20 protein-coding genes are annotated in these 20,026 nt (G+C 72.2%); 11 read left to right on the top strand and 9 right to left on the bottom strand.

The window, feature by feature from the left end; genetic code table 11:
• Positions 1–47: 47 nt before the first annotated feature.
• Positions 48–788 carry a maleylpyruvate isomerase family mycothiol-dependent enzyme gene (locus MQN93_RS24245; protein WP_242711241.1) on the top strand — a complete coding sequence of 247 codons (741 nt, stop codon included), beginning with the start codon at positions 48–50 and terminating at the stop codon, positions 786–788.
• Positions 789–859: 71 nt separating this feature from the next.
• Here MQN93_RS24245 and MQN93_RS24240 read toward each other — a convergent pair whose 3' ends face one another.
• Positions 860–1,237, bottom strand: a complete 378-nt coding sequence (locus tag MQN93_RS24240) for a MarR family winged helix-turn-helix transcriptional regulator (RefSeq protein ID WP_016433649.1) — start codon at positions 1,235–1,237, stop codon at positions 860–862.
• An 85-nt stretch (positions 1,238–1,322) separates the two neighbouring features.
• Between MQN93_RS24240 and MQN93_RS24235 the strand changes: the two genes are divergently transcribed.
• Together MQN93_RS24235 and MQN93_RS24230 are read left to right on the top strand one after the other, a co-directional pair.
• Entirely contained in the window at positions 1,323–2,807 is a 1,485-nt protein-coding gene (locus MQN93_RS24235) for an MFS transporter (protein ID WP_016433650.1), read from the top strand.
• 72 nt (positions 2,808–2,879) lie between these two features.
• Positions 2,880–3,164: a DUF6332 family protein gene (locus tag MQN93_RS24230; protein ID WP_242711240.1), complete on the top strand. Its 285-nt coding sequence runs from the start codon at positions 2,880–2,882 to the stop codon at positions 3,162–3,164.
• On the opposite strand, the gene MQN93_RS24225 is transcribed toward MQN93_RS24230, so the two are convergent.
• The 3 genes from MQN93_RS24225 to MQN93_RS24215 form a co-directional block, all read right to left on the bottom strand.
• On the bottom strand, positions 3,125–3,790 hold the full coding sequence (locus MQN93_RS24225; protein ID WP_016433652.1) for a response regulator: 666 nt from the start codon (positions 3,788–3,790) through the stop codon (positions 3,125–3,127). The two genes, MQN93_RS24230 and MQN93_RS24225, sit on opposite strands and share 40 nt — an antisense overlap.
• A complete protein-coding gene (locus MQN93_RS24220; protein WP_242711239.1) occupies positions 3,787–5,022 on the bottom strand; it encodes a sensor histidine kinase in 1,236 nt (411 codons plus the stop codon). Before MQN93_RS24220 ends, MQN93_RS24225 begins: the two co-directional genes overlap by 4 nt.
• 175 nt (positions 5,023–5,197) lie before the next feature.
• Positions 5,198–5,884 carry a TetR/AcrR family transcriptional regulator gene (locus MQN93_RS24215; RefSeq protein WP_242711238.1) on the bottom strand — a complete coding sequence of 229 codons (687 nt, stop codon included), beginning with the start codon at positions 5,882–5,884 and terminating at the stop codon, positions 5,198–5,200.
• A gap of 167 nt (positions 5,885–6,051) precedes the next feature.
• Between MQN93_RS24215 and MQN93_RS24210 the strand changes: the two genes are divergently transcribed.
• Positions 6,052–6,501 carry a nitroreductase family deazaflavin-dependent oxidoreductase gene (locus MQN93_RS24210; RefSeq protein WP_242711237.1) on the top strand — a complete coding sequence of 150 codons (450 nt, stop codon included), beginning with the start codon at positions 6,052–6,054 and terminating at the stop codon, positions 6,499–6,501.
• On the opposite strand, the gene MQN93_RS24205 is transcribed toward MQN93_RS24210, so the two are convergent.
• Entirely contained in the window at positions 6,491–7,771 is a 1,281-nt protein-coding gene (locus MQN93_RS24205; RefSeq protein ID WP_242711236.1) for a geranylgeranyl reductase family protein, read from the bottom strand. The two genes, MQN93_RS24210 and MQN93_RS24205, sit on opposite strands and share 11 nt — an antisense overlap.
• Positions 7,772–7,903: 132 nt before the next feature.
• On the opposite strand from MQN93_RS24205, the gene MQN93_RS24200 reads away from it, so the two are divergent.
• The 3 genes from MQN93_RS24200 to MQN93_RS24190 all read left to right on the top strand — a co-directional run bounded on the left by MQN93_RS24200 (position 7,904) and on the right by MQN93_RS24190 (position 11,093).
• Positions 7,904–9,259, top strand: a complete 1,356-nt coding sequence (locus MQN93_RS24200) for a dipeptidase (protein ID WP_242711235.1) — start codon at positions 7,904–7,906, stop codon at positions 9,257–9,259.
• A gap of 62 nt (positions 9,260–9,321) precedes the next feature.
• Complete coding sequence (locus MQN93_RS24195) at positions 9,322–10,026, top strand: MBL fold metallo-hydrolase (protein ID WP_016433658.1); 705 nt, start codon at positions 9,322–9,324, stop codon at positions 10,024–10,026.
• Between the two features lie 11 nt (positions 10,027–10,037).
• Positions 10,038–11,093: a protein kinase family protein gene (locus MQN93_RS24190; protein ID WP_242711234.1), complete on the top strand. Its 1,056-nt coding sequence runs from the start codon at positions 10,038–10,040 to the stop codon at positions 11,091–11,093.
• Between the two features lie 21 nt (positions 11,094–11,114).
• Here MQN93_RS24190 and MQN93_RS24185 read toward each other — a convergent pair whose 3' ends face one another.
• Positions 11,115–12,173, bottom strand: coding sequence for an NUDIX hydrolase (locus tag MQN93_RS24185; RefSeq protein ID WP_242711233.1), 1,059 nt, complete (start codon positions 12,171–12,173; stop codon positions 11,115–11,117).
• Between the two features lie 148 nt (positions 12,174–12,321).
• The gene (locus MQN93_RS24180) at positions 12,322–12,525 is read right to left on the bottom strand and encodes a hypothetical protein (protein WP_037781469.1); all 204 of its coding nucleotides are present in this window, start codon (positions 12,523–12,525) and stop codon (positions 12,322–12,324) included.
• 95 nt (positions 12,526–12,620) lie between these two features.
• On the opposite strand from MQN93_RS24180, the gene MQN93_RS24175 reads away from it, so the two are divergent.
• Both MQN93_RS24175 and MQN93_RS24170 read left to right on the top strand, forming a co-directional pair.
• On the top strand, positions 12,621–12,923 hold the full coding sequence (locus MQN93_RS24175) for a hypothetical protein (protein ID WP_242711232.1): 303 nt from the start codon (positions 12,621–12,623) through the stop codon (positions 12,921–12,923).
• Between the two features lie 38 nt (positions 12,924–12,961).
• Positions 12,962–14,983 carry an NPCBM/NEW2 domain-containing protein gene (locus MQN93_RS24170; RefSeq protein ID WP_242711231.1) on the top strand — a complete coding sequence of 674 codons (2,022 nt, stop codon included), beginning with the start codon at positions 12,962–12,964 and terminating at the stop codon, positions 14,981–14,983.
• Positions 14,984–14,993: 10 nt separating this feature from the next.
• On the opposite strand, the gene MQN93_RS24165 is transcribed toward MQN93_RS24170, so the two are convergent.
• Complete coding sequence (locus tag MQN93_RS24165) at positions 14,994–15,941, bottom strand: ROK family protein (RefSeq protein ID WP_016433664.1); 948 nt, start codon at positions 15,939–15,941, stop codon at positions 14,994–14,996.
• 236 nt (positions 15,942–16,177) lie between these two features.
• On the opposite strand from MQN93_RS24165, the gene MQN93_RS24160 reads away from it, so the two are divergent.
• Entirely contained in the window at positions 16,178–17,227 is a 1,050-nt protein-coding gene (locus tag MQN93_RS24160; protein ID WP_037781471.1) for a LacI family DNA-binding transcriptional regulator, read from the top strand.
• A 4-nt stretch (positions 17,228–17,231) separates the two neighbouring features.
• The gene (locus MQN93_RS24155) at positions 17,232–18,038 is read left to right on the top strand and encodes a hypothetical protein (protein ID WP_242711230.1); all 807 of its coding nucleotides are present in this window, start codon (positions 17,232–17,234) and stop codon (positions 18,036–18,038) included.
• Here MQN93_RS24155 and MQN93_RS24150 read toward each other — a convergent pair.
• Positions 17,984–20,026 carry a serine/threonine-protein kinase gene (locus MQN93_RS24150; RefSeq protein WP_242711229.1) on the bottom strand — a complete coding sequence of 681 codons (2,043 nt, stop codon included), beginning with the start codon at positions 20,024–20,026 and terminating at the stop codon, positions 17,984–17,986. The two genes, MQN93_RS24155 and MQN93_RS24150, sit on opposite strands and share 55 nt — an antisense overlap.

Below are 20,026 nucleotides of genomic sequence, written 5' to 3'. Positions count from 1 at the left end.
CCCGGGCACCTTTTCCCGCACCGCGCTCCGTCCGGCAGACTCGTCCCATGGAGACTGCGGAGTACGTGGAGACCCTGGACCGCGAGGGCCGGCTGCTGGCCGCGGCGGCCGAGGCGGCAGGCGTCGATGCCAAGGTGCCGACCTGTCCGCAGTGGCAGGTGCGCGACCTGGTGCGGCACACCGGGATGGTGCACCGGTGGGCCGCGGCCTTCGTCGCCGAGGGGCACACCTCCTACCACCCCGACGGCGGACTGCCCGATCTCGACGGCGACGCTCTGCTGACCTGGTTCCGGGAGGGGCACCGGCAGCTCGTCGACACCCTCGCCGCCGCCCCGGTGGACGTGGAGTGCTGGCACTTCCTGCCCGCGCCCTCGCCGCTCGCGTTCTGGGCGCGGCGGCAGGCGCACGAGACGACCGTGCACCGGGTGGACGCGGAGGCGGCGCGCGGCGGAGTGGGCTCCGAGATCGCGGCCGGTTTCGCGGCGGACGGCATCGACGAACTGCTGCGCGGCTTCCACGCCCGGCGCAGGAGCAGGGTCCGCAGCGACGAGCCGCGGGTGCTGCGGGTGCGCGCGACGGACGCCGAGGACGCGGTGTGGACCGTACGACTGTCCCAGGAACCGCCGGCGGCCACGCGGGACGCGACCGGGGCCGCGGACTGCGAAGTGGCCGGGCCCGCCGCGCAGTTGTACCTGTCGCTGTGGAACCGTCAGCCGTTCCCGGACGTGACCGGAGACGCCGCGGTGGCCGCGCTGTGGCGCGAGAAGTCCGCGGTCACCTGGAGCTGAGGCCGCCCCGTCGGCGCCCGGGCTGAGTGCGTGCCAGGGCCGCGACGCCGGGCTGATCCGAAAGACAGGCCTTACGCCTCCAGCATCCGGGTCAGCACCGCACGCTGCACCGGCAGCACCTCGGCGTGCAGGGTGCGTCCTCTCCTCGTGAGGGCCACACGGACTCCGCGCCGGTCCTCGGCGCACATGGTGCGCTCGACGAGGCCGTCCTTCTCCAGCCGGGCGATCAGCCGCGACAGCGCGCTCTGGCTGAGATGGACCCGCTCGGAGATCTCCTGTACGCGATAGGCGCAGGAGTCGCCCGACAGGACGTCCAGCACCTCGAAGTCACTGGCGCACAGGCCGTGTCGGTGCAGTTCCCGGTCGAGTTCGCACTGCGTGCGCGCGTGCAGCGCCAGGATGCCCCGCCACTGTTCCACGAGCGCCTGCTCGGCCTTGTCCGCAGCCATGAACGCACCGTAGCAGAATCGCGAAATTATTGCATCAGAATTTAATGCGCTTGCATTCGATGCATACGCATGTAGTCTCGTCGCCATGACCTCTCCGCTCAACACCTCCGTGGCGCCACCCTCGGCGGTCCGCTGGACCCCCCGGCTGTGGGGCACACTCCTGGTGCTCTGCGCCGCGATGTTCCTGGACGCGCTCGACGTGTCGATGGTCGGCGTCGCGCTCCCGTCCATCGGCACGGACCTGGATCTGTCCACCTCGACGCTGCAATGGATCGTCAGCGGCTACATCCTCGGCTACGGCGGTCTCCTGCTGCTCGGCGGACGCACCGCGGACCTGCTCGGCAGGCGCCAGGTCTTCCTGATCGCGCTGGGTGTCTTCGCCGTCGCCTCACTGCTCGGCGGTCTGGTCGACTCGGGTCCGCTGCTGATCGCCAGCCGCTTCGTCAAGGGCCTGAGCGCCGCGTTCACCGCGCCCGCGGGACTGTCCATCATCACCACGACCTTCGCCGAGGGCCCGCTGCGCAACCGCGCCCTGTCGATCTACACCACCTGCGCGGCCACCGGCTTCTCGATGGGCCTGGTCCTGTCCGGGCTGCTGACCGAGGCCAGCTGGCGTCTGACCATGCTGCTGCCCGCGCCCATCGCCCTGATCGCCCTGCTGGCGGGCCTGAAGCTGCTGCCGCGCAGTGAGCGCGAGAAGGACCACAACGGCTACGACATCCCCGGCGCCGTCCTCGGCACCGCGTCGATGCTGCTGCTGGTCTTCACCGTCGTCCAGGCGCCCGAGGTGGGCTGGGCCTCGGCCCGCACGCTGCTGTCCTTCCTGGCCGTCGCCGTGCTGCTGACCGTGTTCGTGCGGGTCGAGCGCCGCTCGCCCGGTCCACTGATCCGGCTGGGCGTGCTGCGCTCCGGCAACCAGATCCGCGCCCAGCTCGGCGCGCTCGCCTTCTTCGGTTCGTACGTCGGCTTCCAGTTCCTGACCACGCTCTACATGCAGTCGCTGCTCGGCTGGTCGGCGCTGCACACCGCGCTCGCCTTCCTGCCGGCGGGTGCGCTGGTGGCGGTGTCCTCGACCAAGGTCGGCTCGATCGTCGACCGGTTCGGCACCCCGCGGCTGATCGCGACGGGCTTCGCCCTGATGGTCGTCGGGTACGCACTGTTCCTGCGCGTGAACCTCGACCCGGTGTACGCCGCCGTCATCCTGCCGTCGATGCTGCTGATCGGCGCGGCCTGCGCGCTGGTCTTCCCCTCGCTCAACATCCAGGCCACCAACGGCGTCGAGGACCACGAGCAGGGCATGGTGTCCGGTCTGCTCAACACCTCGGTGCAGGTGGGCGGCGCGATCTTCCTGGCCGTGGTGACGGCAGTGGTCACCGCCCAGGCACCCGAACACGCCACCCCGCAGGCCGTGTTGGACAGCTACCGCCCCGGTCTGATGGTGGTGACGGGCGTGGCGGTCGCGGGACTGCTGATCACGCTCACCGGTCTGCGCACGCGTCGCACACCGCAGTCCGTCGTGGTCGCCAGGTCCACCACCCAGGAGGCCGAGCGCGTACCCGTACGCGACTAGGGGGACGCCTCCACGCGTGCGCCCGGCGGGGGCTGGTTGCCCCGCCGGGCGCACGGCTGTGACACTCCTGGTATGACCGAACACGGGGGACGGCGCAGTCAGGCCGAGCGGGACGCGATCACCGTCGAGATCGGATACGCGCTGTGCAGTGCGCTGTTCGCGGCGGCGGTCGTCTTCGGGGCGATCGCCGGTCCGGCGCTGCTGTTCGACCTGGCGCACGGCGTCGAGACCGTCCTGCTGCACACGGGCCTGGTGCTCGCGCCCGTGCTGTTCCTCGTCCGGGTCGTCAGTGTGCTGGTCCGTTTCGGCCGGCCGGATCAGCCCAGCCAGCCGGGTCGCACCAATCCCGACTCGTAGGCGAGGACGACCAGTTGGGCCCTGTCCCGGGCGCCCAGCTTGACCATGGTGCGGCTGACGTGGGTCTTCGCAGTGAGGGGGCTGACGACCAGACGGCGGGCGATCTCCTCGTTGGACAGGCCGATGCCGACCAGGGCCATCACCTCCCGTTCCCGCTCGGTGAGTTCGCCGAGGGCGTCGGCGGTCGCGGGTTCCTTGGAGCGGGCCGCGAACTCCGCGATCAGACGGCGCGTCACACCGGGTGAGAGCAGCGCGTCGCCCTCGACCACCGCCCTCACCGCGCGCAGGAGTTCCTCCGGCTCGGTGTCCTTGACCAGGAAGCCGGAGGCACCGGAGCGGATCGCCTCGAAGACGTACTCGTCGAGTTCGAAGGTGGTGAGCATGACCACCTTGACGCCCTGCAGCGCCTCGTCGTCGCCGATCCGGCGGGTCGCCGCCAGTCCGTCGAGGGCCGGCATGCGGATGTCCATCAGGACGACGTCGGGGCGCAGTTCACGCACCTTGCGCACCGCTTCCTCGCCGTCGGAGGCCTCGCCGGCCACCTCGATGTCCGGCTGCGCGTCAAGCAGCGCGCGGAAGCCGGCCCGCACCAGTGACTGGTCGTCGGCGAGCAGTACGCGGATCACCGGTCGTCCTCCTTGGCCTTGACACTCAACGGCAGTACGGCGAGCACCCGGAAACCGCCGTCCGCGCGCGGGCCCGCCTCGATCGTGCCACCCAGGGCGGCCGCCCGCTCCCGCATTCCCGCCAGACCGTTCCCGCTGCCGCCCGCGTCGGCGCCGATCGCGGGCCCGTCGTCGTCGATGCGCAGCCGCAGCTGCCGTTCGTCGTGTTCCACATGCACGCGCGCCTGACGCGAACCGGAGTGGCGTACGACGTTGGTCAGCGCCTCCTGCACGATGCGGAAGGCGGCGAGGTCGGTGCCGGGCGCGAGGCGGGGCGGCTCTCCGTCGACCTCCACGGCGAGACCCGCGCTGCCCGCCTGCTCCACCAGTTCGGGCAGCCGGTCGAGGCCGGGCGCCGGGGCGCGCGGTGCGTCGCCCGGTGCGCGGAGCGTGTCGAGGACCTGGCGGACCTCGCCGAGCGCCTCCTTGCTGGCGGCCTTGATGGTGGTGAGCGCGGAGCGGGCCTGCTCGGGGTCCGTGTCGAGCAGTGCGAGACCGACGCCGGCCTGGACATTGATCACCGAGATGCTGTGCGCGAGGACGTCGTGCAGTTCACGGGCGATGCGCAGCCGCTCCTCGTCGGCCCGCCGCCGGGCCGCCTGCGCCCGCTCGGCCCGTTCCCTGCTCCACTGCTCGCGCCGGGCGCGGGCCAGTTCCGACAGGGCGACGATCGCCACCACCCAGGTGGCGATCACGATCTCCTGCCCCCAGGAGGCGGCCGGGTCCCCGGACGGCGGCAGCCAGCGGTACAGCCAGTGGGCCACCACCACATGCAGGGCCCACAGCATCGCCACCGCACCCCAGGCGGCCCGCCGGTGCCCCGCGACCACCGCGCTGAAGCAGGCCACGGCGACGGTGAGGAAGACCGGCCCGTACGGATACCCGGCGCCGAGATAGACGGTCGCCGCCACCGCCGTACCGAACACGACGACCCTCGGATACCGCTGCCGCCACAGCAGCAGTCCCGAGCCCACCACGAGCAGCAGCCGCGCGAAGTGGTCCAGCGGCAGGCGCTCGCCCGCCTGCTCATGCGCCGCGTAGTTGGAGCCGACGAGCACGAAGATCGTGAGCAGCACCGTGGATCGCCACGGCCAGCGGGGCGCGCGCTGCTCGTCGACCCAGCGGTTCGTCCACGGCGGTCCGTACCGCCACCACCGGGGCGGACCGCCCTCGCGCACATCCTGCTCGTCCATGTCCGCCACGCTAGACGCAGCCGGGGTCGCGGGGCGTCCGCCGGGCGTGGTGATCACGCGTACTCCCGGGGAAGTACGCCGCCACCTCGGCTCACGACTTCCCGCCCGGCCTTACGACTTCCCGCCCGGCTTTACGACTTCCCGGCGCGCCCCACGACCGACCGCCGACCGGCCCTCACGACAGCCCCACCCCGTGCGCGAGGTGCCGCGCCGCGTTCCTGAAGAACGCCTCGCGCTCCTCCACGACCCGGTGGAACTGGCCGAACAGCTCGAAGCCGATCAGCCCGAACAGCTGGGCCCAGGCGGCGACGAGGGCCGGAGCGACGGCCGGCGGGAGGTCGGAGGCGAAGTCGGCGGCCATGCGCTCCGCCTCGGCCTCCAGGTCGGCGGGGAGAGGGGGCAGATCCAGGCCGGGGCCCATACGGGCGTCGCGGACGATGCCGATCAGCACGAGGGCGACGCGGGCGGCGGCCGGGACGGTGGTCTCGGGGGCGACGTAACCGGGGATCGGCGTTCCGTAGATCAGCGCGTACTCGTGCGGATGCGCGAGCGCCCACGTCCGTACGGCCTCGCACACGACCGTCCAGCGCTCGACGGGGTCGGCGTCCCCCGCGGCACCGAGCGCCGTCTCGGCCGCCTCGCCCACGGAGTCGTAGGCGTCGATGATCAGCGCCGTCAGCAGGTCGTCGCGGCTGGGGAAATAGCGGTAGAGGGCGGAGGAGACCATGCCGAGTTCCCTGGCCACCGCGCGCAGTGAGAGCTTGGCGGCGCCTTCGGCCGCGAGCTGTCTGCGTGCCTCGTCCTTGATGGCGGCGGTGACCTCGATCCGGGCTCGGGCGCGGGCGCTGTGTGCGGTGCTCATGGGGTCAGTCTCGCACGGAACGAGAGCAGCGCACACAAACGAGAGCGGCAAACCGAAAAGAGAGCGCCGCTCTCGCTTTGGAGCACCCATCGGGTGCAGACTCGTCATCGAAGCGAGAGCACTGCTCACAGAAGCGAGCGACGCTCTCTCCATCGAGGGGAGTCCTCATGTCCACACACGTCCAGAAGCCCGGCTGGTTCACGGTCAACGTCCTCAACCGCACCATCGCCTGGATGACCCGCCGCGGCATCAGCGTCTGGGGCTCCCGGGTCCTCGCGGTCCGCGGACGCAAGAGCGGCGCCTGGCGGACCACCCCGGTGAACCTGCTGACAGTGGACGGGCAGCGCTATCTCGTCGCCCCGCGCGGCCACGTGCAGTGGACGCACAACATGCGGGCGGCCGGCGGAGGCGAGCTGCGGCTGGGCAGGAACGTGGAGGCGTTCACCGCCACCGAGGTCACCGACGACGACAAGGTGCCGCTGCTGCGGGCCTACCTCAAGCGGTGGAAGGCCGAGGTCGGCGTCTTCTTCAACGGCGTCGGCCCCGCCTCCCCCGACGCCGAACTGCGCCGCATCGCCCCCGACCACCCCGTCTTCCGCATCACCGTCACGAAGTGACGTCCCCGTTCGCCGGAACGTCCGCGACCACGGACTCCCCGCTCCCCGGGGAGGCGTCGCCCTGGCGCCGGTCCAGCGCGGTCAGCGCACGATGGGCCATCGGGTGCGTACGCACGATCTCGGCGAGGGAGGTGGCGCCGCGGGTGATGTCCCTGAACGCGTTCCACGCGGGCCGGAAGCCGGTCAGCGCCGCGTGGAACAGGCCGGGCCGGCGCTCGAAGGCCGCCAGCATCCGCTTGCCCACGCCCATCTCGACGCCGAGTCCCGCCCGGACCGCGAACGCGTAGTTGAGGGCCTGGCGCCGGGTGTCCACCGCGTCGTGCGCCTCGGCGATCCGCACCGCCCACTCCCCCGCGAGCCGCCCCGAGCGCAGCGCGAACGAGATGCCCTCACGCGTCCACGGCTCCAGCAGCCCCGCCGCGTCCCCGCAGACCAGCACCCGCCCGCGCGAGAGCGGCGAGTCGTCGGCGCGGCAGCGGGTCAGATGGCCGGAGGAGATGCTCGGTTCGAAGCCGGCGAGGCCGAGCCGGCCGACGAACTCCTCCAAGTACCGCTTGGTGGCGGCGCCTTCGCCGCGCGCGGAGATCACGCCGACGGTGAGGGTGTCACCCTTGGGGAACACCCAGCCGTAACTGCCGGGAATGGGCCCCCAGTCGATCAGCACCCGCCCCTTCCAGTCCTCGGCGACGGTCTCCGGCACCGGGATCTCGGCCTCCAGCCCGAGGTCGACCTGGTCGAGCTTGACCCCGACATGCGCCCCTATCCGGCTCGCGCTGCCGTCCGCGCCCACGACCGCGCGCGCGAGCAGCGTCTCGCCGCCCTGCAGGACGACGGCGACCGTGCGCCGGTCCGGCACCGCCGAGCCGTGCTGCTCGACGCGCTGCACGGTGGCGCCGGTGCGCAGTTCGGCGCCCGCCTTCTGCGCGTGCTCGACCAGCTGCTGGTCGAACTCGGGCCGGTTGATCAGCCCGAACAGCATCTGCCGGGAGCGCCGGGTCCTGGTGAAGCGGCCGTTGTTCGAGAACGTCACCGCGTGCACCCGGTCCCGCAGGGGCAGTTCGAAGCCGGGCGGCAGGGCGTCGCGGGAGGGGCCGATGATGCCCCCGCCGCAGGTCTTGTAGCGCGGCAGCTCGGCTTTCTCCAGCAGAAGCACGCTGCGTCCCGCGACCGCAGCCGCATAGGCCGCGGACGCCCCCGCGGGTCCCGCACCCACCACGACGACGTCCCACACCCGCTGTACGTCGTCCGCCGAAGAGTTCTCGCTGCTCACGATGGTCTACTGCTCCCGATCAAGCCGCTGCCGCACCTGTCCCACGCATCCTACGGCGGTCGTCGCCGCAGGCCACTGTGGGAGGATCTCGCTATCCACCCGTACAACGTCGCACCCACAAGGAGCGTGCCCATGTCGTCGAACCCGGTCGCCGGGACCGTCGCCTCTCTGATGCCGAGAGCGCGGACGGAGCTCGCCGAGCTGGTGGCCTTCAAGTCGGTGGCGGACTTCGACCAGTTCCCGAAGAGCGAGAGCGAGGGCGCCGCGCGGTGGGTCGCCGACGCGCTCACCGCCGAGGGGTTCCAGGACGTGGCCCTGCTCGACACCCCCGACGGCACCCAGTCCGTGTACGGATATCTGCCCGGGCCCGAGGGCGCGAAGACCGTGCTGCTCTACGCCCACTACGACGTGCAGCCGCCGCTCGACGAGTCCGCCTGGACGACGCCTCCCTTCGAGCTGACCGAGCGCGACGGCCGCTGGTACGGGCGCGGGGCCGCGGACTGCAAGGGCGGCGTGATCATGCACCTGCTCGCGCTGCGCGCCCTCAAGGCCAACGGCGGCGTCCCGGTGCACGTCAAGGTGATCGCCGAGGGTTCGGAGGAGCAGGGCACGGGCGGTCTGGAGCGGTACGCCGAGGAGCACCCGGACCTGCTCGCCGCCGACACCATCGTCATCGGCGACGCGGGCAACTTCCGGGTCGGGCTGCCGACGGTGACGGCCACGCTGCGCGGTATGACCCTGGTGCGCGTGCAGATCGACACCCTCGAAGGCAATCTGCACTCCGGCCAGTTCGGCGGCGCCGCCCCCGACGCGCTGGCGGCGCTGGTCCGCGTGCTGGACTCGCTGCGCGCGGAGGACGGCTCGACGACCGTCGACGGGCTGACCGCCGGGTCCGGGTGGGAGGGGCTGCAGTACGACGAGGAGCAGTTCCGCCAGGACGCCAAGGTGCTCGACGGTGTGGAGCTGATCGGATCGGGCACGGTCGCCGACCGCATCTGGGCGCGTCCGGCGGTCACCGTCCTCGGCATCGACTGCCCGCCGGTCGTCGGCGCCACCCCGTCCGTGCAGGCGGGCGCGCGGGCGCTGGTCAGCCTGCGGGTGCCGCCGGGTGTCGACGCGGTCGAGGCGACGAAGCTGCTGCAGGCGCATCTGGAGGCCCACACCCCGTGGGGCGCCCGGGTGCGCACCGAGCAGATCGGCCAGGGCCAGGCGTTCAGCGCGGACACCACCAGCCCGGCGTACGCGGCGATGGCCGAGGCGATGGCGGTCGCCTACCCCGGCCAGGAGATGCAGTACGCGGGCCAGGGTGGCTCCATCCCGCTGTGCAACACCCTCGCCGCGCTCTACCCGCGCGCGGAGATCCTGCTGATCGGCCTGAGCGAGCCGGAGGCCCAGATCCACGCGGTCAACGAGAGTGTCTCTCCCGAGGAGTTGGAGCGGCTCTCGGTGGCGGAGGCGCTGTTCCTGCGCAATTACGCGGCGAGCTGACCGGCTCTGCTCTCGGCAAAGGGCCCTCGTCTTCGGACGGGGGCCCTTCTACGGTCGCTGTCATGGACGTCGTAGAACTGCTGCCCCGTCTCCACCTGCTGCGCTTTCCCGTCGGCCAGGCCTATCTCTGGCGCGACGGCGACGAGGTGACGCTGATCGACGCGGGCCCGCCGGGCGCCGGAGCATCCGTCGCCGCACTCGCGCAGTCGCTGGGGACCGTGCGCCGTATCGTGCTCACCCATTTCCACGAGGACCATGCGGGCGGGGCGGGCGAGCTGGCCGCGCTGACCGGTGCCGAGGTGCTGGCGCATCGCCTGGACGCCGCCGCGGTCCGGGGTGAAGTCCCGGGCCCGCCACCGGTGTTCGAGGACTGGGAGGTGCCGATTCACGCCGAGGTGTCCCGGCAGCTCCCCGAGGGCGACTTCGTACGGCCGTCGCACGTCACCGAGGTCGGCGACGGCGAGGCCCTCGACCTCGGTGACGGAGCGACGGTGGTGCACACCCCGGGTCACACGCCCGGCAGCATCGCGCTCCATCTCCCGCGCGAGCGTGTGCTGTTCACGGGCGACACCGTGGCGGCGTCGCCCGTCGACGGCAGTGTGCTGCCCGGTGTGTTCAACGTCGATCGGGAGGGCCGGCTCGCCTCGTTCCACCGTCTCGCGGCACTCGACGCGGACATCGCCTGTTTCGGGCACGGTGATCCGGTGATCGGGCACGCGGGCACGGCACTTCGCCGATCGGCAGACAGACACCCGGTGTCACCCTGAGCATGGTGGTCATGTCCTTCGCCGCGCGTCGCGCCGCCCACACCGACATCGCCACCGCGCTGGCCCTCCTCAGCGACCGGGAGCTGGCGGACCTCGTGGCGTCGGGGACGCCCAACGGCGTGGGGATCGGAGGGCGTTCGACGCTCGTCGAGGTGGAGGGCAGCCGGGTCTTCGTGAAGCAGGTGCCGTTGACGGACATCGAGCGGCGGCCCGAGAACACGCGGTCCACGGCCAACGTCTTCGAGCTGCCGTCCGCGTGCCACTACGGCACCGGCCGCAGCCCGGGCTTCGGTGCGTGGCGCGAGCTGGCCACGCACGTGATGACGACGAACTGGGCGCTGTCCGACCGCTTCCCGGGCTTTCCGCTGATGCACCACTGGCGGGTCCTGCCGGATGCCGTGCAGCCGCTGCCGGAGGAACTGGCCGACGTGGAAGGGGTGGTGGCCTACTGGGGCGGCGCCTCCCGGGTCCGCGAACGCATCGAGGACCTGCGGACGGCGTCGGCGAGCCTGACCCTGTTCCTGGAGTACTTTCCGCACACCCTGCACGACTGGCTCGACAGCCAGGTGCGTACGGACGACGCGGACCGGGTCTGCGCGCGCGTGGAGGAGTGGCTGGGTGCCCTGACCTCGTTCCTGCGCGACAACCAACTCCTGCATTTCGACGTCCACTTCCAGAACGTCGTCACCGACGGCGAGGTCTTCTGCCTCGCCGACTACGGTCTCGCCTTCAGCCCCCGCTTCCGGCTCGCCCGTCAGGAGCGCGCCTTCTTCGACCGGCACCGCGACTACGACGTCGTGTACTCCCGGGCCCACCTGGTGAACTGGCTGGTCACGGCCCTTTACGGGTACGACAGGAACGAGCGGGAGGCGTTCGTGCGGGCGTGTGCGGTGGGCGCTCACGCGGACGGCATCCCGCAGACCGCGGCCGCGATCATCGCCCGTGACGCTCCCCTGACCGCGGTGTTGAACCACTTCTTCGGCCGACTGCGGCACGAGAGCCGGCAGACTCCCTTCCCGTACAAGGAGCTCCGGCTCGCCTACGACAACTCGACGCTCTCCCCGTAGGGGCAGAGGACCGGGTTCCCATCACTCGGGCCGATGTCGGCCCACCGGGATGCCGGCTTCCAGGTACAGCACGGTTCCGCGCTCGCGTGCCCGCAGGGCCCAGCGCAGCCGCTCGTAGCGCACGGCGGGGAGCAGGTCCGCGGCCTCCTCCTCGGTGACGAACCGCCAGTCGCGCAGTTCGGGGCCGGGCAGCAGCAGCCGGGCCGCCTCCGCCGAGTCGAGGCGTCCGCCGTCGAAGAGCAGCCGCAGACCGCCGAAGGCGGGGGGTGCGGGCGCCTCCCAGTCCACGACCAGGAGTTTCGGTACGTCGTCGAGACGGATGCCGGTCTCCTCGGCGACCTCGCGCACACCGGCGCGGGCGGGTGCCTCGCCGGGTTCGACGACACCGCCGGGGAACTCCCAGCCGGCCTTGTAGGTGGGGTCGACGAGCAGGACGCGGTCCTGTTCGTCGAAGAGGAGGACGCCGGCGGCGACGGTCTCGGCGGTGGGCTCGGGCGTCTGGACGATGTCGCAGACGGCCGCCTCACCGCTGCCCACGGCCTCCGCGATCCGCACCGCCGCCTGGTACGCCGTCAGCGCGCTGGTGTCGACGGGATGGGCGTCGGAGGTGAGCCAGGAGCCGAGGGCCGCGCGGTACGGCTCGATGTGGTCGTACGACCACTGCCGTACCCGTATCTCCCCGTCCGGCAGGTCCGGCGGCACCTCGCGGCGGGCTATTCGCTCGCGCAGGATCGTTTCCGCCGGGGCGAGGAGCACATGGCGGACGGCGATACGACGGGCCGCGAGACCGCCGAAGATCTCGTCGCGGTACTCCTGGCGCAGCAGGGTCATCGGGACCACCAGGGTCCCGCCGAGTTCGGCGAGCATCGCGGCCGCCGTGTCGATCACGAGCCGTCGCCAGATCGGCAGGTCCTGGAAGTCGCCGACCTCGGCGAGGTGCTTGGGCGGCAGCAGATGCGCGAGCGCTCCGCCGATGACCTCGGGGTCGAAGAGCGTGCTGTTCGGGATCAGCTCGATCAGTTCCCGTGCGGTGGTGGTCTTCCCCGCACCGAACGCGCCGTTGATCCAGACGACGGTCACAGGTCCCCCTCTTCTGTTGGCCCCCTGAGGCTTGCCCGCTCCACCCTGCCACGGAAACCAGCCCCAGTTGAGGGCGCACAAACGGGGGCGCCGGTGCCCCTGCCTGGGGGCACCGGCGCAATGGTCCGGTCCTGAGTCTGCGGCCCCGCTAGCCGAGGACCTGGTCGGTGCCGGGCAGGGTGCCGTCCGGGACGGCGTCGGTGACCGTGCCGAGGGCGTCCTCGACGGCGAGGTCGCCCTGGGCCTGGTGATCACCCACTACCTGGTGCTCCCCGCCGTGCGACGGGCTGATCGCCGCCACGACGAATCCGGTGGCGAGGGAGGCGATGGCCATCATGCTGCGTTTCTTCATGCCCGGATCAACTGCCGGACCGGGCCCGGAGTCACGCATGATGGACGGGCGCGACCGCCCGGCCCCGCTGGAGCGGAGCCGACCCGGGAGGACGGATGGACACAGCCGACGGGCACATCCATGTCGACGCGAAGATGCTGACCGACAACCCCGCGGTCCGCGGCATGCTCGCGGCCACCTTCGGCCTGGTCGGCGACCCGCCGAGCGTCGTCACCACGGGCTGCGGCCTTCAGGCGCCGTATGCGATGACCTCCCGGCGTCCGGAGAGCGCACCACCGAGGCGCGGAGGTTCCGGCTCGGCTGACCCGGTTCCGGACTGTCGAACACCCGTTACCGCACCCCTTCCAACAGAGTCGAACACGTCCTACCGTAAACGCGCAGCGATGACGCGGACATGACGTCATCCAACCTTTCGCGTGTTCGGAGGAACGTAACGATGCGTCACCTTCACACCCGCTCGCCCCGGCGAAGAATCGTAGGATTGCTCACCGCAAGTCTGCTGTGCACGGCGGGACTTGCCGCACCGGCGGTGGCGGCGCCCGCCGCGCAGCCCGCCGCCCCCGCACTGGACGACGGCCTCGCGCTCACCCCGCCCATGGGATTCAACAACTGGAACTCCACGAACTGCCGCGCCGAGTTCAACGAGTCCATGGTCAAGGGCATCGCGGACCTCTTCGTCGAGAAGGGGCTCCAGGACGCCGGATACCAGTACGTCAACCTCGACGACTGCTGGGCCCTGCCGGAACGCGACGCGGACGGCAAGCTCGTCCCCGATCCGGTCCGCTTCCCCCACGGGATCAAGGCCGTTGCCGACTACGTCCACTCCAAGGGGCTCAAGCTCGGCATCTATACCAGCGCGGGCACCAAGACCTGCAACAGCGCCGGGTTCCCGGGCGCCCTCGGCCATGAGTACAGCGACGCGCAGCAGTTCGCGGACTGGGGCGTCGACTACCTCAAGTACGACAACTGCAACAACCAGGGCGTGGACGCCAAGCTGCGCTACACGACCATGCGCGACGCCCTCAAGGCGACCGGCCGGCCGATCGTCTACAGCATCTGCGAATGGGGCGAGAACAAGCCCTGGCAATGGGCCGCGGACGTGGGCCACTTGTGGCGCACCACCGGTGACATCAGCGACAACTGGGGCTCGATGCTGGGGATTCTGAAGCAGAATCTGCCGCTGGCCGAGTACGCCGGTCCCGGCCACTGGAACGACCCCGACATGCTGGAGGTCGGCAACGGCGGCATGACCGACACCGAGTACCGCACCCACTTCTCCATGTGGTCGGTCATGGCCGCCCCGCTGCTCATCGGCTCCGACCTGCGCACGGCCTCCCAGGAGACGTTCGACATCCTGGACAACAAGGAGGTCATCGCCGTCGACCAGGACCCGCTGGGCAAGCAGGGCGCGGTCGTCTCCTCCGCGGGCGGACGCTGGGTCGTCTCCAAGGAGATGAAGGACGGCAGCCGCGCGGTGGCCCTGTTCAACGAGTCCGGCACCGCCCAGCGCATCGCCACGACCGCCGCTGCCGTGGGCCTGCCGCAGGCGTCCGCGTACACGCTGCGCGACCTGTGGCAGCACAAGAGCTACAACACCGCGGGCACCATCTCGGCGACCGTCCCGGCCCATGGCACGGTCCTCGTACGGGTCGCCGCCGACCGCAGGTGGGCCACGCATCCGCCGGCCGTCGAACTCGGCCTGAGCGGCAGCCCGTTGCTGCAGGCGGGCAAGGCCGCCACGCTGACCTCGGCCGTCACCGACCTGGGCCGCACACCGGCCAAGCACGTCTCGGTGCGGCTGACCGGACCCGAGGGCTGGAAGGTCCGGGCGACGTCACCGACCGCCTCCGCCGGCCTGCCCACGGGCCGCTCCCTGCGCACCAAGTGGTCGGTCACCGCACCGGCCGGGACGCCACCGGGCTCGTACGACCTGACGCTCAGGGCGAGTTACCGCTCGCCCACCGGTGCCCGTGCCGACAGCTCGGTGCCGCTGACGGCTCTGGTCGTCGTACCGCCGCCCTCCGGCACCTCGGGACTCGGCGACCTGACCTGGATGTCGGCCACCAACGGCTACGGGCCCGTCGAGCGCAACACCAGCAACGGCGAGAGCGCCGCGGGCGACGGTCATCCGATCACCATCGGCGGCGTGGTGTACGACAAGGGACTCGGCGTGCACGCGGAGAGCGCCGTCGAGTTCTACGCCGGCAAGGCGTGCGAGAAGGTCACCGCGGACGTCGGCGTCGACGACGAGAAGGGTGCGAACGGCACCGTCGCCTTCGAGATCTGGGCCGACGGCACCAAGGTCGCCTCGACCGGCGTCCTCACCAACGCGATGCCGGCCCAGCCCCTCACCGCCGACGTGACCGGCGCCGAGGTGATCCGTCTGGTCGTCACCGACGGCGGGGACGGAATCGACTCGGACCACGCGGACTGGGCGGGCGCGCAACTGACCTGCTGAGCCCGGCCCGTCAGACCGGGGCCGCGTCCGCCCGCTTGGCGAGCGCGGCCGCGGCCGCCCCCACCAGTCCGGCGTCCGTGCCCATCTGCGCCGGCGTGATCTCCAGACGCTGCACGAAGGACAGGGTCGCGTACTGCCCCAGGGCCTTGCGCAGCGGTGTGAACAGCACGTCGCCGGCCTTGCCCACTCCCCCGCCGATCACGGCGATGTCGATCTCGACGAGGGTGGCGGTGGCCGCTATGCCGGCGGCCAGCGCCTGTGCGGCACGCTCGAAGGACGCCACGGCGACCGGGTCGCCGTCGCGGGCGGCGGCCGCCACCGCGGCGGCGGAGGAGTCACCGTCGGGACCCGGCCGCCAGCCGTTCTCCAGCGCGCGACGGGCGATGTTGGGGCCGCTCGCGATGCGCTCCACGCAGCCGCGGGAGCCGCACGGGCACAGGTCGCCGTCCAGATCGACGCTGATGTGGCCGATGTGGCCGGCGTTGCCGGTGGGGCCGGGGTGCAGCTGGCCGTTGAGGACCAGACCGCCGCCCACCCCGGTGGAGACCACCATGCACAGCGCGTTGTCGTGACCGCGGGCGGCGCCCTGCCAGTGCTCGGCCGCCGTGATCGCCACGCCGTCGCCGATCAGCTCCACGGGCAGACCACCGGCCGCCTCCCGGACCCGCCGCACGAGCGGGTAGTCGCGCCAGCCGGGCACGTTCACCGGGCTCACCGTGCCCGCGGAGGCGTCCACGGGGCCCGCGCTGCCGATGCCGAGGGCCGTGGCGCGCCCCCAGTGGGGCGAGGCGGTGAGTTCGCCGAGGACCTCCGCGACAGCGCCCATCACTCTCTCGCCGTCCTGCTGCGCGGGTGTCGCACGCTGTGCACGCACCAGGATGCGGCCCTGGTCGTCCACCAGCGCACCGGCGATCTTGGTGCCGCCGATGTCGAGCGCAGCCACGAGGTCGGTCTGCATCTGTGTCGGATCTCCCCGTCAAGCATCGGTTCTCCGGTCGGCCGGGGGGCCTTGCACCCGTCGGCCGGGGAGAAGAATGGAGCCGGTCTCGCGGTGGGGCGGAGGCCGGAGATTGCGGTGGACAGTCTCTCTTGCATATGACAACGTTGTCCAGGCCCTATGCTCGACGCCACATCCTCATACAAACTCATGGTCGACGCATCCCCGTGGGACAAGACAGGACAGGACAGCGCATCGTGGCCGAGACCGCTCGCCGAACAACCCCCCTCTCAGGAACGCGATACGGCAATCGTCCGACCATGAAGGACGTGGCCGCGCGGGCCGGGGTCGGACTCAAGACCGTCTCCCGCGTGGTCAACGGCGAGCCCGGTGTCACCCCGGAGACGGAGCGCCGGGTCCAGGAGGCCATCGACGCACTGGGCTTCCGCCGCAACGACAGCGCGCGCGTGCTGCGCAAGGGCCGCACCGCGAGCATCGGCCTGGTCCTGGAGGACCTCGCCGACCCGTTCTACGGCCCCCTGAGCCGCGCGGTCGAGGAGGTGGCCCGCGCGCACGGCGCCCTGCTGATCAACGGCTCCAGCGCGGAGGACCCCGACCGCGAGCAGGAACTGGCGCTGGCGCTGTGCGCACGCCGGGTCGACGGACTCGTGATCATCCCGGCCGGTGACGACCACCGCTATCTGGAGCCCGAGATCAGGGCCGGTGTCGCCACCGTGTTCGTGGACCGCCCCGCCGGGCAGATCGACGCCGACGTGGTGCTCTCCGACAACTTCGGCGGCGCCCGTGACGGCGTGGCCCACCTCATCGCGCACGGCCACCGGCGGATCGGCTTCATCGGCGACATGCCCCGCATCCACACGGCCGCCGAGCGGCTGCGCGGCTACAAGGCGGCCATGGAGGACGCGGACATCACGGTCGCGGACTCCTGGATGTCCCTGGGTGTCACGGATCCGGAGCGGGTGCGCCGGGCGGCGGAGGAGATGCTCTCCGGCTCCACTCCCGTCACCGCGATCTTCGCGGGCAACAACCGTGTGACGGTGACCGTGGTGCGCGTCCTCGCCGAGCAGCAGCGCCCGGTCGCCCTGGTCGGCTTCGACGACATCGAGCTCGCGGATCTGCTGGACCCGGGCGTGAGCGTCGTCGCCCAGGACGCGGCGGCCCTCGGCCGCACAGCCGCCGACCGGCTCTTCCGCCAGCTGGACGGCACCCTGCTCGGCCCGGAGCGCATCGAACTGCCGACACGCCTGATCACCCGCGGCTCGGGCGAACTGCCGCCGGCGGGCTGAGCGGATGGTGGACGGCCGGGCGGACCGCACCCTCGAAGCGCTGGGACTGGCCGCGGCCCCGGCCACGGATCCGCTGCTGTATCCGGGCGCCTGGCCCGCGCATTCCGGGCTCCTCGACGGCGATCTGCTGCTGCCACTCGACCGCCTGACCTACGAGGACCGCACCCCGGTCCTCGCGGTGGGCTCCAACGCCTGCCCGGGCCAACTGCGCCACAAGATGCGCGAGACGGGGATCACCTCACCCGTCCCGATGGTCCGCGCCCGGGTCACCGGCCTCGACGTCGGCGTCTCCGCCCATGTCAGCCGGCTCGGCTACGTCTCCGCGTCACCGGTCGCATCGCCGGGCGCCGTGCGGGAGTTGTTCCTCACCTGGCTGGACGCCGAGCAGCTCGCGGTGATCGACGCGAGCGAGGGCGTGCCGCTGCCGTACGGCAACTACCGGCGCGCCTGGCTCCCGCAGCAGGACGTGCGGACCGAGCTGGAGGACGGGACGCTGCTGCCGGGCGTGCACGTCTACGTCAACCGGCGCGGGGTCCTGCACGACGGCGGCGACGCCCCTCGCCGGCATCCCGGCCAGCACGCGCTGCTCAGCGAACTCCTCGCGTCCGTGCCGCGGTTGAGGCAGCTGTTCGGCGTCACACCCGAGGAGTTCTGCGCGCGGGCCCGCGCCGATGCCGGGCTGTGCGAGCTGGGCACCCGGGTGCTCGCCGAGGAGAAGCTGGTCACGGCGTCCGGTCTGGAGCGGTTCGTGCGCGATCAGCAGACGGGCAGTCCCGGGACGGGCTCGTCGTTGTTGCCGCCCTTGATGTAGACGTCGCTGACCCAGACGTTCGTGTTGCCGCTGTCGTCGTCCGTCTTCGCCCACCAGACGTTGGTCCACTGGCCGGACGTCTCGCGGCGCCCCAGGTTCTGCTGGCAGTAGAAATAGTTGGTGCCCGCGTTCAGGACGCCTGCCTCGGCGCCGGAGGCGGTGTAGGACTTGGCGGTGCGCCAGACCGTGCAGTTGTACTTGCCGCCGCCGATGGAGGTGCAGGCCGGGGCCGGGGTGGTGGAACCGCCTCCGCCGGTGGTGCCGCCGTCGCCGGAACCGCCACCGGTGGTGCCGCCGCCCGAACCGCCCCCGGACGAACCGCCCGAGCCGCCTCCGGTCGTGCCGCCGCCGGACGACTTCGCGGGGGCGGAGGACGTGGCCCGGCCGCTGGGCTTCTTTCCGCCCTTCCCATCCGGGTCCTCGCTCTCGGTCGCGCCCTTGCCGTCCTTCTCCTTCGTGGGCTCGGGAGCGCCGGAACGGTCCGCGTCCGTACGGTCGTTGGTCGCGCCGGAGGCCGGGGCGCCGGAGACCGATCCGGACGAGCGGGCGTCGTCCTCCGTGCCACTCCTGGCGTTCAGCACGGCGACCGTGGTCCCGGCCGCCGCGAGGACGACCACGACCGCCGCGGCGGCGAGCAGGGCGCGGCTCTTGCGGCGGGGCTGCGGCGAGGCTGGCACGGGACCGGTGGGCGCGGAGGACGAGTACTGCCCCATGGGCGCGGGCGGGCCGAAACCGGCGGAGGGTGACGGGGCGGTGTGGTCGCCGGAGGCTGCGTGGTGTGCGCTGTGTCCCTGTGCGGCTTGTCCGGCGGGCCCGGGGCCGTACGCGCCCTGCCCGCCGGCATCGGGACCGGCACCGTACCCGCCCTGTCCGGTGGGGCCCGCAGCCTGCTCGGGTGCTCCGAACACCGGGTACACCGGCCCGGGTGGCCGGCCGGAACCGGAACCGGGCGTGCCGGATCCGGTCTGCTCCGCTCGGCCGGGCTGCACCGTGTCCGGTTCCGGCGCTCCGGGCGGCTGCACCGGCCCGAACCCCGGAGGCACCACCGGGAGGCTGGGCTCCGTCGTGGGTCTGGGCTCCGTCTCGCCGCGCAGTGGTGCCGTCGGTGTGTCCGCGCCGCCCATGTCCGCGACCGCCTGCAGCAGGTCGCGCCCCTGCTCGGCCTCCGGACGGGTCTCGGGCCGCTTGTCCAGCAGCCGCTGCAGGACGGGGCCGAGGGGGCCCGCGCGGCGGGGCTCCGGCAGCGGCTCGGTCACGATCGCGGCGAGCGTCGAATACGTCGACGTACGGCGGAAGGGCGAGGAGCCCTCGACCGCCGCGAACAGGGTGGCGCCCAGGGCCCACACGTCGGAGGCCGGTCCCGGGTCGGCGCCCTGCGCGCGCTCGGGGGCCAGATAGTCCAGCGAGCCGACGATCTCGCCGCTGCGGGTGAGATGGGTGGCCGAGCCGTCGCCCGGGTCGTCCATGGTGGCGATGCCGAAGTCGGTCAGCACGACCCGGCCCGAGCGGTCGAGCAGGATGTTGCCGGGCTTGACGTCGCGGTGCAGGACGCCGGCGCGGTGGGCCGCGGCCAGCGCGTCCATGACCTTGGCCCCGATCCCGGCGGCCTCGCGCGCATCGAGCGCGCCGCGTTCACGCAGCACGTCGTCCAGGGAGGGCCCGTCGACCAGTTCCATGACGATCAGCGGACGGCCGTCGACCTCCGCCACGTCGTGCACCGCCACCACCCCGGGATGGCGCACCCGGGCCGCGGCGCGGGCCTCACGCTGCATCCGCAGCCGCAGATCGGCGAGTTCGGGCCCGTCCGCGTCGGTGTAGGTGCGCAGCTCCTTGACCGCGACCTCGCGGCCCAGGACCTCGTCGACGGCTCTCCAGACGACGCCCATGCCGCCGCGCCCGAGCTGGGCCACGACGCGATAGCGCCCTGCCAGCAGCCGACCGGTCCCCTCGGCCTGGCCGTTCCCGTTGGTGGTCTCCCCCGAAGACAC

Source organism: Streptomyces spinosisporus, assembly GCF_022698145.1.
Lineage (GTDB): Bacteria > Actinomycetota > Actinomycetes > Streptomycetales > Streptomycetaceae > Streptomyces > Streptomyces spinosisporus.
Note: the sequence above shows the minus strand (reverse complement) of the source record. Positions and strands in the feature narration are given on the sequence as shown.